Origin of the sequence: Citrobacter sp. wls619 (genome assembly GCF_005281345.1) — a bacterium.
Classification (GTDB): domain Bacteria; phylum Pseudomonadota; class Gammaproteobacteria; order Enterobacterales; family Enterobacteriaceae; genus Citrobacter.
This window is the reverse complement of the sequence record NZ_SZXJ01000035.1, coordinates 208,755-222,471: the sequence shown is the minus strand read 5'-3', so window position 1 is coordinate 222,471 and position 13,717 is coordinate 208,755. Positions and strand designations below refer to the sequence as shown.

Annotated in this window: 14 protein-coding genes; 8 read left to right on the top strand and 6 right to left on the bottom strand. The window is 52.2% G+C overall.

What is annotated here, in order from left to right:
* Positions 1-146: 146 nt before the first annotated feature.
* Together kbl and tdh are read left to right on the top strand one after the other, a co-directional pair.
* The gene (kbl, locus tag FDX19_RS06620) at positions 147-1,343 is read left to right on the top strand and encodes a glycine C-acetyltransferase (RefSeq protein ID WP_061066827.1); all 1,197 of its coding nucleotides are present in this window, start codon (positions 147-149) and stop codon (positions 1,341-1,343) included.
* A 9-nt stretch (positions 1,344-1,352) separates the two neighbouring features.
* Complete coding sequence (tdh, locus tag FDX19_RS06615) at positions 1,353-2,378, top strand: L-threonine 3-dehydrogenase (RefSeq protein WP_005120462.1); 1,026 nt, start codon at positions 1,353-1,355, stop codon at positions 2,376-2,378.
* 67 nt (positions 2,379-2,445) lie between these two features.
* Here the strand turns inward: tdh and rfaY are convergent, their stop codons facing one another.
* Positions 2,446-3,132 carry a lipopolysaccharide core heptose(II) kinase RfaY gene (gene rfaY, locus FDX19_RS06610; RefSeq protein WP_137382097.1) on the bottom strand — a complete coding sequence of 229 codons (687 nt, stop codon included), beginning with the start codon at positions 3,130-3,132 and terminating at the stop codon, positions 2,446-2,448.
* Positions 3,133-3,379: 247 nt separating this feature from the next.
* Here rfaY and FDX19_RS06605 point away from each other — a divergent pair, with 247 nt between their 5' ends.
* On the top strand, positions 3,380-4,414 hold the full coding sequence (locus tag FDX19_RS06605; RefSeq protein WP_137382096.1) for a glycosyltransferase: 1,035 nt from the start codon (positions 3,380-3,382) through the stop codon (positions 4,412-4,414).
* On the opposite strand, the gene FDX19_RS06600 is transcribed toward FDX19_RS06605, so the two are convergent.
* Genes FDX19_RS06600 through gpmM form a run of 3 tightly spaced genes read right to left on the bottom strand, consistent with a single transcriptional unit; the run spans position 4,401 to position 8,213 of the window.
* Positions 4,401-5,372: a divergent polysaccharide deacetylase family protein gene (locus FDX19_RS06600; RefSeq protein WP_137382095.1), complete on the bottom strand. Its 972-nt coding sequence runs from the start codon at positions 5,370-5,372 to the stop codon at positions 4,401-4,403. The genes FDX19_RS06605 and FDX19_RS06600 overlap by 14 nt on opposite strands.
* Positions 5,373-5,375: 3 nt before the next feature.
* Positions 5,376-6,635 carry a murein hydrolase activator EnvC gene (gene envC, locus FDX19_RS06595; protein WP_249357532.1) on the bottom strand — a complete coding sequence of 420 codons (1,260 nt, stop codon included), beginning with the start codon at positions 6,633-6,635 and terminating at the stop codon, positions 5,376-5,378.
* A 33-nt stretch (positions 6,636-6,668) separates the two neighbouring features.
* The gene (gene gpmM, locus FDX19_RS06590) at positions 6,669-8,213 is read right to left on the bottom strand and encodes a 2,3-bisphosphoglycerate-independent phosphoglycerate mutase (protein ID WP_137382093.1); all 1,545 of its coding nucleotides are present in this window, start codon (positions 8,211-8,213) and stop codon (positions 6,669-6,671) included.
* Between the two features lie 249 nt (positions 8,214-8,462).
* Between gpmM and FDX19_RS06585 the strand changes: the two genes are divergently transcribed.
* The 5 genes from FDX19_RS06585 to cysE all read left to right on the top strand — a co-directional run bounded on the left by FDX19_RS06585 (position 8,463) and on the right by cysE (position 11,630).
* On the top strand, positions 8,463-8,894 hold the full coding sequence (locus FDX19_RS06585; protein WP_005120473.1) for a rhodanese-like domain-containing protein: 432 nt from the start codon (positions 8,463-8,465) through the stop codon (positions 8,892-8,894).
* Between the two features lie 52 nt (positions 8,895-8,946).
* Positions 8,947-9,198, top strand: coding sequence for a glutaredoxin 3 (gene grxC / locus FDX19_RS06580; RefSeq protein WP_003024152.1), 252 nt, complete (start codon positions 8,947-8,949; stop codon positions 9,196-9,198).
* Positions 9,199-9,243: 45 nt separating this feature from the next.
* A complete protein-coding gene (secB, locus tag FDX19_RS06575) occupies positions 9,244-9,711 on the top strand; it encodes a protein-export chaperone SecB (protein ID WP_003024155.1) in 468 nt (155 codons plus the stop codon).
* Positions 9,711-10,730: an NAD(P)H-dependent glycerol-3-phosphate dehydrogenase gene (gene gpsA, locus FDX19_RS06570; protein WP_137382092.1), complete on the top strand. Its 1,020-nt coding sequence runs from the start codon at positions 9,711-9,713 to the stop codon at positions 10,728-10,730. The genes secB and gpsA overlap by 1 nt, the downstream gene beginning before the upstream one ends.
* Positions 10,731-10,808: 78 nt before the next feature.
* A complete protein-coding gene (cysE, locus tag FDX19_RS06565) occupies positions 10,809-11,630 on the top strand; it encodes a serine O-acetyltransferase (RefSeq protein WP_003024160.1) in 822 nt (273 codons plus the stop codon).
* A gap of 180 nt (positions 11,631-11,810) precedes the next feature.
* Here cysE and trmL read toward each other — a convergent pair whose 3' ends face one another.
* Both trmL and FDX19_RS06555 read right to left on the bottom strand, forming a co-directional pair.
* Positions 11,811-12,284, bottom strand: a complete 474-nt coding sequence (trmL, locus tag FDX19_RS06560; RefSeq protein ID WP_137382091.1) for a tRNA (uridine(34)/cytosine(34)/5-carboxymethylaminomethyluridine(34)-2'-O)-methyltransferase TrmL — start codon at positions 12,282-12,284, stop codon at positions 11,811-11,813.
* Between the two features lie 46 nt (positions 12,285-12,330).
* Positions 12,331-13,671, bottom strand: coding sequence for an aromatic acid/H+ symport family MFS transporter (locus tag FDX19_RS06555; protein ID WP_137382090.1), 1,341 nt, complete (start codon positions 13,669-13,671; stop codon positions 12,331-12,333).
* Positions 13,672-13,717 lie beyond the last annotated feature (46 nt).

Below are 13,717 nucleotides of genomic sequence, written 5' to 3'. Positions count from 1 at the left end.
TGTGATGCCAGGCCTGTCATTCCTGAAAGGTTATGTGGGTACACGTGATTTATGCTGCATTTTAGACAAGTCATGATGAGTCATCTCGTACAAACCAATAGCATTGGGTAATATGTGCTGAAATTTGCCCAGTCTGGAGAATTGCAATGCGTGGGAATTTTTATAAGCAGTTAACGAACGATCTGGAAACCGCACGCGCGGAAGGGTTGTTTAAAGAAGAGCGCATTATTACGTCTGCTCAGCAGGCTGATATCACCGTGGCTGACGGAAGCCATGTTATTAACTTTTGTGCGAACAATTACTTAGGGCTGGCTAACCACCCGGAACTGATTGCAGCGGCAAAAGCGGGTATGGATTCTCACGGATTTGGTATGGCCTCGGTGCGCTTTATTTGTGGCACTCAGGACACCCATAAGCAACTGGAGCAAAAACTGGCTGCGTTCCTGGGTATGGAAGATGCCATTCTTTACTCTTCTTGCTTTGACGCCAACGGCGGCCTGTTCGAAACGCTGCTGGGAGCAGAAGATGCCATTATCTCTGACGCCCTGAACCACGCCTCTATTATCGATGGTGTGCGCCTGTGCAAAGCGAAGCGTTTCCGCTACGCCAACAACGATATGCAGGAACTGGAAGCGCGTCTGAAAGAAGCGCGTGAAGCAGGTGCCCGCCACGTATTGATCGCCACCGATGGTGTGTTCTCTATGGATGGCGTTATCGCTAACCTGAAAGGCGTATGCGATCTGGCAGACAAATATGATGCGCTGGTGATGGTAGATGATTCTCACGCGGTAGGCTTTGTGGGTGAGAACGGCCGTGGCTCTCATGAGTATTGCGACGTGATGGGTCGTGTGGACATCATCACCGGCACGCTGGGCAAAGCACTCGGTGGCGCATCGGGTGGTTACACTGCGGCACGTAAAGAAGTTGTTGAGTGGCTGCGTCAACGTTCTCGTCCGTATCTGTTCTCTAACTCACTGGCTCCGGCAATTGTTGCCGCTTCCATTAAGGTGCTGGAGATGGTTGAGGCGGGTAGCGACCTGCGCGATCGTCTGTGGGCGAATGCGCGTCAATTCCGTGAACAAATGTCCGCAGCAGGCTTTACGCTGGCAGGGGCCGATCACGCGATTATTCCGGTAATGCTCGGTGATGCGGTTGTTGCGCAGGCGTTTGCCCGCGAACTGCAAAAAGAGGGGATTTACGTAACTGGATTCTTTTATCCAGTGGTTCCAAAAGGCCAGGCGCGTATTCGTACCCAGATGTCTGCGGCACATACCCCTGAGCAGATTACGCGTGCAGTCGACGCGTTCACACGCATTGGTAAACAACTGGGCGTAATTGCCTGAGGATGTGAAATGAAAGCGTTATCCAAACTGAAAGCGGAAGAAGGCATTTGGATGACCGACGTTCCTGAACCGGAAGTCGGCCATAACGATTTGCTGATTAAAATCCGTAAAACAGCCATCTGCGGGACTGACGTTCACATTTATAACTGGGATGAGTGGTCGCAAAAAACCATCCCGGTTCCAATGGTTGTAGGGCATGAATATGTCGGTGAAGTTGTTGGCATCGGCCAGGAAGTTAAAGGCTTCAAAATCGGCGATCGCGTTTCTGGTGAAGGCCACATTACCTGCGGACATTGCCGTAACTGCCGCGGTGGCCGTACTCACCTGTGCCGCAATACGACCGGTGTCGGCGTAAACCGTCCAGGCTGTTTTGCACAATATCTGGTGATCCCGGCGTTTAACGCCTTTAAAATCCCGGACAATATCTCCGATGATTTAGCTTCCATCTTCGATCCATTCGGTAACGCGGTACACACGGCGCTGTCGTTTGATTTGGTTGGCGAAGATGTGCTGGTTTCCGGTGCGGGTCCGATTGGCATTATGGCTGCCGCGGTAGCGAAGCACGTTGGTGCACGCCACGTAGTGATTACCGATGTTAATGAGTACCGTCTGGAGCTGGCGCGTAAAATGGGTATTACCCGCGCAGTCAACGTCTCGAAAGAGAATCTGACCGACGTGATGGCCGAACTGGGGATGACCGAAGGGTTCGATGTGGGTCTGGAAATGTCTGGGGCGCCGCCAGCGTTTCGCACCATGCTGGACACCATGAACCACGGTGGCCGTATTGCCATGTTGGGGATCCCGCCATCAGACATGTCGATAGACTGGACGAAAGTTATCTTTAAAGGTCTGTTTATTAAAGGTATCTATGGTCGTGAAATGTTTGAAACCTGGTACAAGATGGCTGCACTGATCCAGTCCGGTCTTGATCTGTCGCCGATCATCACCCATCGATTCTCGATTGATGAGTTCCAGCAGGGCTTTGATGCCATGCGTTCAGGCCAGTCCGGGAAAGTGATCCTGAGCTGGGATTGAGTGCGCAGCGTGCATTCAATGTTAATTACGGCCAGATATCGCTATCTGGCCGTATAAACCATAGATTTTATTTTCCGCGGATCTTTCTGGATAACGATCTTATATTTTCTTTAAGCAGGATGAGTTTATAAATTAACCCTCTGCCTTTAACGTTAATATTATATTTTCGTTGTAATGCCAGAATGTCATTAGCCTGACAAACCTTCATATTTCCCTTACAGGACAGGTCAATAATCCTTAACTCACCCGTTGGTGTGCGAATGAAATTCCCCGGGTGAATATCATTTGATGCCAGTCCTGCTTTGTGAAGACGCAGCACGCATTGTTTTACCTCGTCAGCATTCTGCTGGTTAATTTCCCTTAAAGGAACCCCTTCAATATATTCATGAATAGTATAAACATCATAGCACTGGCGAAAACGTGTTTTCTCAGCAGCATAATAGAGATCGGCAGTACAGATGCGCATTTCCGGCGGGAGCTTGTCCAGCTTCCTGATCAGTCGGGAATAGAAAGGGCCGGAGATAAAGCTCTGTAATTTTTTCTCAAATCGAGGATCAACTTCACGGTCATTTTTGATGATAAATTTTTGTGAGTTGTACTCGACCAACTCCACGCTGCGCAATGCGTTACCACTGCTCAGCGGTTTGCCACTGATTTCTTTTTTGATGTATTTATTCATCAGTGACTTAAGGTCTTTTCTGGTCTCTTTGCAATAGACCGTATAACCTTTTTCATGTGTCTTACTGATGGCCATCTTTTCCCTCAATATCAGCCTATAGAGTACGTTAATTCATAGGGATAGAGTATACAGGTTGTGCACCCCGATATGTAGACGATCTGAGCTATCATCAACCTGCTGAACGCAGGCGTGGCAGGGCATCTTTCTCAAACCGGACGCTTTCGCTGCAGCGTATCTGCCCATAAATACGTTCTAACCTTAATAATTCCTTAATGAAACTGTAGTAAAAGTCATCAGCGTAATGACAAACCTGGGTTAGCTGATGAGAAACTGCACAAATATGTTGAGTGTTATTATTCCGTTGTATAACGTGGGTGATAGTTTTCGGGATTGCATGGAATCGTTGATCGCACAGACATGGACTGCGCTAGAGATCATCATTGTGAATGATGGTTCAACGGATAACTCTGTTGATATTGCACAACATTATGCGGATAACTATTCCCACGTGCGGTTGTTGCATCAGGCTAACGCAGGGGCATCCGTAGCGCGTAACCGTGGCCTGGAAGCGGCCAAAGGGGATTATGTTGCATTTGTCGATGCCGATGACCTGGTTTATCCCAATATGTACGAAACCCTGATGACCATGGCAATTCAGGATGACCTGGATTTAGCCCAGTGTAATTCCGACTGGTGCATTCTCGAAACGGGACACACCTGGCAATCAATACCGACGGATCGTCTTCGGTCTACGGGGGTGTTAACCGGCCCTGACTGGTTACGTATGGCGTTGGCTTCACGCCGCTGGACACATGTGGTCTGGATGGGAATTTATCGCCGGGATGTTATTGAGAAAAATAAAATAACATTTATTCCGGGGTTACATCACCAGGATATTGTCTGGACGACGGAGTTTATGTTTAACGCTGTACGTGTGCGATATACCGAGCAATCTTTATATAAATACTACTTACATGATCAATCAATCAGCCGTCTTAAACGACAAGGTTTAAAAAATCTCAACTACCAGCGGCACTATATTAAAATTACGCGGTTATTGGATAGGTTGAATCGTGAATATGCCGATCGGATTACTATTTATCCTGAATTTCATCAGCAAGTCACCTATGAAGCATTACGCGTATGCCATGCGGTCCGTAAAGAACAGGATGTGCATATTCGTCAGCGTATGATCGCAGAGATTTTTGTCTCGGGTATGTATAAGCGCATGATAACTAACGTACGCAGTGCCAAAGTATTGTATCAGGCACTGCTATGGTCATTCCGTTTATGGAAATGGCGCGATAAAACATCAACGCCTTCGCGTATTGCCCGAAAAGCGCTTAATCTACGTTAGCGTTCATGGTGCTGGGTGAAGATGTGTTCCCCCAGCCCTGCCACTGCAGTCTCATATACTGCACCAGCGTGCTTTGTGTGATGCTTTCCCCTAGCACGCTAAAGAATCGGTTGGCGTAAACCGGCTCCAAAGGTTGTTTCGGTTTGCACAGTTTCACCCCACGGAAAGGATTACGGGGCGCATCTGGCGTACCGTTTTTCGGTGGAGTGAGATTAGGCCTGGAGGTATCGACCTGCGGCTCATTGAGCAGACTGCTCGGACGAACCAGCGTAATGTCGGCTGGCAGGCTATACAGCATCTGCTGCAGTACGCGTACCGTCGAAGGGTGAGGGTGCCCGATGGCAATCGCTGATCCGTTACGGCGAGCAAGATCGACTGCACGATTAAACTGACGGCGAATATCCGCTTCGTTTTGTGTATCGTCGAGGAAGACTTTGCGTTTGATGACCTTCACCCCGGTTCCTGCCGCCGCGCGCATGGCCTGGCTGTTGCCGATGGTCATACTGTCGAGGAAGTAGAGGTCGTAGCGTTCCAGAGCTTGCATCACTTTCTGCATGCCGAACAGGCTGGACGTCATCGCACTCCCCATGTGGTTGTTCAGTCCCACTGCATACGGCACTTTGCTTACCGCGTCGCGAATAATCCGTTCAATTTCTTCGCTGCTCATCTCCGGGCGTAACGTGTCTTTCTCCAGCGGTTGCTTGCTCAGTGGAGCCATCGGCAGATGGATCAACACCTCATGTCCACTGTTATGCGCTTTAGTCGCCATTTCACGTGCATGTGGCGCGTTTGGCAGAACGGCAACGGAGACAGTGGAAGGCATTGCCAGCACCTGGTTTTCCGTTTGCGGACGATAACCGAAATCATCAATGACGATAGCAAGTTTGCCGGCGAAAACAGGTGTTGCGAATGCCAGCAGGCTGGCGAGTGAGAGCAAAGTACGACGAAACTGAGGCAAAACTTATCTTCCCAACCACGGCTGTGGATTGACCGCCTGACCCTGGCGACGAATTTCGAAATAGAGTGCTGGCCTGCCCTGACCACCGCTGCTACCCACAAGTGCAATAGGCTGCCCGGCGCGAACCTGCGTACCCACGCTGACCAATGCGCTTTGGTTGTAACCGTACAGGCTCATATCGCCTTTACCGTGTTCAACCACGACGACCAGTCCATAGCCCTGCAACCAGTCTGCCAGAATGACGCGACCATCGGCGATGGCTTTGACTTCGGTACCTTCGGAGGCGCCAATAACCATCCCTTTCCAACGTAGCTCACCTTGCAGCTGTTCGCCATAGCGATGCAGCGTTGGACCACGAACGGGCCAGTACGCCTGACCGCGTGGTGAGCCCAACCCGCCGGTACGAGACATCAGTGATTTCTCGCTTTCGGTTGGCTTATAGGTTGAGCCTTTGCGTGATGCTTCCTGCTGCTTATCACGTACAGCCTGCGCCTCACGCGCTTCACGTTCTGCACGGGCTTTCGCGGCGGCTTCGGCTCGCGCAATACTGTTGCGCAGACGGGATTCGTTGGCTCGCATCTCGCCTAACTGCTGCTGGCCCTGCTGAATGGATGATTCCAGGCCCGCGAGCGTTTTTTGGCGTTCATTACGCGCCTGCTCGAGTTTTGCCTGCTGAGCACGCTGTTCGTACAGCAGCGTCTGCTGTTCGCTTTGCTTATCTTCCAGCTCGGCTTTCTGCGAATCGACCTCTTCGCGGGTTTGCTTCAGCTGTGCGATAGTCTCCTGGCGCGCCTGGTTCAGATAGCCGAAATAGGCCTGCAGGCGTTGTCCGCGCTGAGTCTCTTCACCACTGAGGATCAACTGAATACCAGTATGTTCACCCTGGCGAAACGCCGCATCTAACTGGGCTGCCAGACTGCGCTCTTGCGCTGCCCGCTGCTTTTCCAGCTTCGCGATAGACGCGTTCATCTCGGCGATTTGTGCATTCAGCTGTGCCAGGGAGTTTTGCGTTTCGCGTAGCTGTCGTGCCGCTGCGGCGATGGCTTGTTCCTGAGCTTTAAGCTGAGCAAGGAGGGTGGCGCGTTGTTGCTGCTGCTGGCGTACCGCGCGTTCTTTTGCCGCGATATCGGCCTGAATGGATTTGAGCTGATCGCGCTCGTCCGCGTGGGCGGAAAAGGCGCACAGCAATACGCCAGCGCTAAGCGCGCTGGCGTAGAACAAGGGCCTGACTGAAAACTTACGCGGTTTCACGGCCCATGTGATGGTATTAATCGCCTTTCCCCTCATGGGGAGGGATTATTCCACGATGAACAGCGGCTTACCAGTCATCTCTTGCGGGATTTCCATACCCATCAGCGTCAGCATTGTCGGGGCGATATCAGAAAGTTTACCGCCTTCAACTGCTTTGACGTTTTTGCCACCAACATAAATCAGCGGAACCGGCAGGTTGGTATGCGCGGTATGTGCCTGACCGGTAGACGGATCGCGCATCTGCTCTGCGTTCCCGTGGTCTGCGGTGATCAGCAGTTGGCCGCCAACGGATTCAACGGCTTTAGTCACTTGCTCCACGCAGTGATCCAGCGCTTCAACCGCTTTAACCGCCGCTTCCATCACCCCAGTATGGCCAACCATGTCGCCGTTCGGGTAGTTACAGATGATGGTATCGTATTTACCGCTCTCAATCGCAGCAACCAGCTTCTCAGTCAGTTCTGCAGAGCTCATTTCTGGCTGCAGGTCGTAGGTAGCGACTTTTGGCGAGTTGATCAGGATGCGGTCTTCGCCTTTGAACGGTTCTTCTACACCGCCGTTAAAGAAGAAGGTCACGTGCGCGTATTTTTCTGTTTCAGAAATACGCAGCTGGGTTTTGTCATTCTTCGCCATCCACTCACCAAGGGTGTTGGCCAGAGACGCTGGTGGGTAAGCCACCGCGGTTTTGATGTCGGCAGCGTATTCAGTCAGCATCACAAAGTTGAGGTTAACGACTTTTTTACGTGCGAAGCCATCAAAATCAGCGTTTACAAACGCACGGGTAATTTCACGCGCACGGTCAGCACGGAAGTTCATGAAAATCAGCGTATCGCCATCTTCCATTGCGGCATCAGCCTGGCCTTCAGCGCGGATCACGGTCGCTTTTACGAATTCGTCGTTCTCGTCGCGAGCATAGGCAGCCTGCAGACCCGCTACCGCGGTATCGGCCTGGAATTCACCTTGTGCCAGCGTCATCAGGTCATAAGCCTGCTCAACGCGATCCCAGCGGTTGTCGCGGTCCATCGCGTAGTAACGACCGATGATGGACGCTACGCGACCTTTGCCCAGCGCGGCAAATTTCTCTTCGAATTTTTGCAGTGAATGTTCAGCGCTGCGCGGCGGGGTATCACGGCCATCAAGGAAAGCGTGCAGATAGATTTTTTCCGCGCCGCGTTCAGCCGCCAGTTCAACCATCGCCATGATGTGATCTTCGTGGCTGTGTACGCCACCGGCAGACAGCAGGCCCATGATGTGTACCGCTTTGCCGCTATTTTTTGCCTGGTCGACCGCGTTGGTCAGCACCGGGTTAGCGAAGAAAGTACGTTCTTTAATTTCCACATCCAGACGGGTCAGATCCTGATACACGATGCGGCCCGCGCCCAGGTTAACGTGACCCACTTCAGAGTTACCCATCTGGCGATCGGGCAGGCCGACTTCCAGGCCAGACGCATCAATCAGGGTATGCGGACGTTTTGCCCACAGGGCATCCATTACCGGGGTTTTGGCATTAAAAATAGCGTTATCCTGGCTGTCTTCACGATAGCCGTAGCCATCCAGAATCACCAGTACCATAGGCTTTTTAGAAACCGACATTGCGACAACCTCACACTTAATAGATAAAAAATAATTGCGTAATTTTACTACAGCTGAATCGATAAAGTAGCCCCAGAAGATCAAATAATCGACCAGAGCGGTTCGGGTAGGGGGGCGATTTGTGTTTTTTTTTCCGTAGCGCCCCGCAAAAATGCAATCCAATGCATGCTCTGGCTGTATTTGCGCCAACGCGCAGGTATACTCCTTTCCTGGTTTTTTTAATCACTGAGTCGGGAGTTGTTACCCCCCATGCAAGAAATTATGCAATTTGTTAGCCGCCACCCTGTCTTGAGTATCGCCTGGATTGCGTTACTGGCGGCGGTATTGTTTACCACGTTTAAGAGCCTGACCTCAAAAGTGAAGGTAATTACACGCGGCGAAGCGACACGTCTAATCAATAAAGAAGATGCGGTGATTGTGGATTTACGTCAGCGTGACGACTTCCGCAAAGGTCATATCGCAGGCTCCACGAACCTGCTGCCGAGCGAAATCAAAGCCAATAATTTTGGCGAGCTGGAAAAACACAAAAACAAACCTGTTATTGTGGTTGATGGCTCAGGCATGCAGTGCCAGGATTCCGCAACTGCGCTGATTAAAGCCGGTTTTGAGCAGGTATCTGTACTGAAAGACGGCGTAGCGGGCTGGAGTGGCGAGAATCTGCCACTGGTTCGCGGCAAGTAATTTACCCGTCTTCTTTCGTACCGCAGGGTAAAAAGAACACTGGAGATAAGTCATGGCCAATATTGAGATCTATACCAAAGCAACCTGCCCGTTTTGCCATCGCGCAAAGGCGCTGTTGAACAGTAAGGGTGTGAGTTTCCAGGAACTTCCGATTGACGGTGATGCCGTGAAGCGTGAAGAGATGATCAAGCGCAGTGGCCGTACGACGGTTCCGCAGATTTTTATTGATGCACAGCACATTGGCGGTTGTGACGACTTGTATGCGTTGGATGCGCGTGGTGGACTGGATCCCCTGCTGCGTTAAGGCGTACCGAAGTATTTAAAGGACAACACTAAGGGTTTTCTAAACATGTCAGAACAAAATAACACTGAAATGGCTTTCCAGATCCAACGTATTTATACCAAGGATGTGTCTTTCGAAGCGCCAAATGCACCGCATGTTTTCCAGAAAGATTGGCAGCCAGAGGTTAAACTGGATCTTGATACCGCATCTACCCAACTGGCAGATGATGTGTATGAAGTAGTGCTGCGTGTCACCGTTACGGCTTCTCTGGGCGAAGAAACTGCGTTCCTGTGCGAAGTTCAGCAGGGCGGTATTTTCTCCATCAGTGGTATTGAAGGGACTCAGATGGCGCATTGCCTGGGTGCATACTGCCCGAACATCCTGTTCCCGTATGCCCGCGAATGCATCACCAGCCTGGTTTCACGCGGTACGTTCCCGCAACTGAACCTTGCGCCGGTCAACTTTGATGCGCTGTTCATGAACTATTTACAGCAGCAGGCTGGCGAAGGTACTGAAGAACATCAGGATGCCTGATGAACCAAAGTAATGCTTCAATGACTGTGATTGGTGCCGGCTCGTACGGCACCGCTCTTGCCATCACCCTGGCAAGAAACGGCCACCAGGTTGTCCTGTGGGGCCATGATCCCAAACATATCGCGACCCTTGAGCACGATCGCTGCAATGTCGCGTTCCTCCCTGATGTGCCTTTTCCTGAAACGCTGCGCCTGGAAAGTGATTTAGCTACTGCGCTGGCCGCCAGCCGTAACATTCTGGTGGTGGTGCCGAGCCATGTCTTTGGTGAGGTGCTGCGCAAAATTAAACCGTTGATGCGTGCTGACGCGCGACTGGTTTGGGCGACAAAAGGACTGGAAGCAGAAACGGGACGCCTGTTGCAGGATGTCGCGCGTGAAGCGCTGGGGGATGAAATTCCGCTGGCCGTTATCTCCGGTCCTACATTTGCCAAAGAACTGGCGGCGGGCATGCCGACGGCGATTTCTCTGGCCTCAACGGACGAGACGTTTGCTGATGATCTTCAGCAGTTACTGCACTGTGGCAAAAGCTTCCGCGTCTACAGCAACCCGGATTTCATTGGCGTGCAGCTTGGTGGCGCGGTGAAAAACGTGATTGCGATTGGCGCGGGGATGTCTGACGGCATCGGCTTTGGTGCAAACGCACGAACGGCATTGATCACCCGTGGGCTTACCGAAATGTCGCGGCTTGGTGCGGCACTGGGCGCTGATCCTGCCACCTTCATGGGGATGGCTGGTTTAGGCGATCTGGTGCTGACCTGTACCGACAACCAGTCGCGTAACCGCCGCTTTGGCATGATGCTCGGACAGGGTATGGATGTGCAGGGCGCGCAGGACAAGATTGGTCAAGTGGTTGAAGGCTATCGCAATACGAAAGAAGTTCGTGAGTTGGCACACCGTTTTGGTGTCGAAATGCCAATAACCGAGGAAATTTATCAAGTATTGTATTGCGGAAAAAACGCGCGCGAGGCAGCATTGACGTTACTAGGTCGTGCACGCAAGGACGAGCTGAGTCGCCACTAGCTGCAAGGAAACTGTTGAATATAACGACCCGACCCGCGAAGAACGGGTCGGTCGTTTTGCTACCTTCTGGAGTACGCAATGCCGTGTGAAGAACTGGATATTGTCTGGAAAAATATTAAAGCGGAAGCCCGGGCACTGGCGGAATGTGAGCCAATGCTGGCCAGTTTTTACCACGCAACGCTGCTCAAGCATGAGAATCTCGGCAGTGCGCTGAGCTATATGCTGGCGAACAAACTTGCTTCTCCGATCATGCCCGCCATTGCGATTCGCGAAGTTGTGGAAGAGGCTTATGCGGCCGATCCTGAAATGATTGCCTCGGCGGCCTGCGATATCCAGGCTGTGCGCACGCGTGACCCGGCAGTCGATAAATATTCCACCCCACTTCTGTACCTGAAAGGCTTCCATGCGCTGCAGGCCTACCGCATCGGCCACTGGCTATGGCATCAGGGGCGTCAGGCATTGGCGATCTTCCTGCAAAATCAGGTCTCTGTTACCTTCCAGGTGGATATTCACCCGGCGGCAAAAATTGGTCGCGGAATTATGCTCGACCACGCTACAGGCATTGTGGTGGGTGAAACGGCGGTCATTGAAAACGACGTATCTATTCTGCAATCCGTCACGCTTGGCGGGACCGGTAAAGCAGGCGGCGACCGTCATCCGAAAATTCGTGAAGGCGTGATGATTGGCGCTGGCGCGAAAATCCTTGGTAATATCGAGGTTGGACGCGGCGCGAAGATTGGCGCAGGCTCTGTCGTTCTCCAGCCTGTGCCGCCGCACACTACCGCCGCAGGCGTTCCGGCCCGCATCGTCGGCAAGCCTGACAGCGATAAACCGTCCATGGATATGGATCAGCATTTCAATGGGATACATCATACGTTCGAATACGGTGATGGCATCTGATTTCGAGCTATCTTACTTGCCATATTGAACCTGGGCTGTGCTCGTCATCCTCACGTACTGCGTGTACGCGCAGGTCGGCAAGCGCAGTCCGTGTTCAATCTGTCTGCGCCGATAACGCTCGAAACGAATAACATCAAATTAATGTAGGTCGGATAAGGCGCTAGCCGCATCCGACTAAAATCAACTACGTAATACCGCGCCGGGATAACCTAACTGGCGCCAGGCCTCATACACTACCACCGACACTGCATTTGACAGATTCATGCTGCGGCTGTCCGGCATCATCGGAATACGAATTTTTTGTTCGGCAGGCAAGGCATCAAGAATGCTGGCTGGAAGACCGCGCGTTTCCGGGCCAAACATCAGGTAATCACCATCCTGATAGCTTACCGCACTGTGTGCAGGCGTACCTTTGGTCGTCAGGGCGAACAGACGTTGCGGATTTTCTGCGGCGACGAAGGCGGCGTAATCAGGGTGGCGTAGCACGGCGGTAAATTCATGGTAGTCCAGCCCCGCGCGACGCAGGCGCTTGTCGTCCCAGGCAAAGCCCATTGGCTCAATGATATGCAGACGAAAACCGGTATTGGCGCAAAGGCGAATGATATTACCGGTGTTTGGCGGGATTTCTGGTTCAAATAATACGATGTTAAGCATACTGCCCCCTTAATAGCGGGGGGCAGAATAGCAGAAATGAGGGGGACTATGCGACGGTCAGAGACTGCGGTTTATAGCGTTGCAGCTTATAAATCGTCGCGGCAGCGGCGACCAGCGCGGGAAGGCTGAGGAACATCAGGATGCTGTCGGCCTGCCATTGCAGGGAGAGCAGTTGGGCGCTCATCATGGTGCCGGCTACGCCACCAAAGCGGCCCACACCTTGCATCCAGGCAATGCCGGTTGCGCGGCAATGAGTGGGATAAAACGTTGCAGCCAGCGTCTGCAGCCCGGACTGTGCGCCGTTCATGGTAATCCCCATCAGGAAGATCAGTGCGCCGAACAGAACGATGTGGTTATGCTCAAAGCCGAGTGCGAGGGCAAACAGCATCGTCAGCATAAAGCCAAGTGAAACCACTTTGTGTGCTTCCCAGCGATCCATCAACCAGCCGGCCAGCAGGATCCCTGCCGTGCCACCGAAGGTGAATAGCGATGTCAGCCAGGCGGACTCTGCCAGCGGGTAGCCCATTCCCAGCATTAACGTTGGCATCCAACTGAGCAGTACGTAATAGATAACCAGCCCCATAAAGTAGGTCATCCACAGCATCAGCGTGCCCGGTAACCAGGGCATACTGAATAGCTGCGCTACGCTGCCTTTTTTGACCGCTACCCGATCTTCTTCCAGGTAAAACTGGGTGACTTGCTCCAGGCTCCCCGACATAAAGCGTTGGGCAATGCGTTTGATTTGTGCGATCTCTTTGCCACGGTGAACCAAATACTTCACCGATTCTGGCAGGAACAGTACCAATAACACGGTGAGCGCCAGCGGGGCGATTGCGCCAGCCAGCAGTACGCTGTGCCAGCCGTAACTGGGAATGAGCCAGGAGGAGATAACTCCGCCACCCGCAGCACCAAGAGGGAAGCCGCAGTACATGGTGTTAATGGCCATTGAACGGCAGCGTTTAGGGGCAAATTCTGAGACCAGCGTGATGGCATTGGGCATTGCGGCACCGAGTCCAAGGCCGGTGAGGAACCGCCAGAACGTTAACATATTTAGCGTCTCGGCATACGCTGTACCCAGACTGGCGAGTCCAAAGAACAGGCAGGAAAAGACCAGTACGCGCTTACGTCCCATACGATCGGAAATTGGCCCGGCCAGCAGTGCGCCAAATGAGAGTCCCAATAGCGCGGCGCTTAACACCGGTCCGAGATCTTGCTTCTTGATGCCCCAGTCGGCTGAGAGCGTGGGAGCAATATAACCCATCGCCGCCGTATCGAAGCCGTCAATGGCTAAAACCAGAAAGCCCAGGACAATAATGACCCAGTGAAACCGTGAAAAACGACTGTCATCTATCGCCTGCTGGATATTCACTTTTCCGGAATAAACCATGTTACCCTCACCCGTTATGATGGTTGTTATCTACCCGTCATACTTC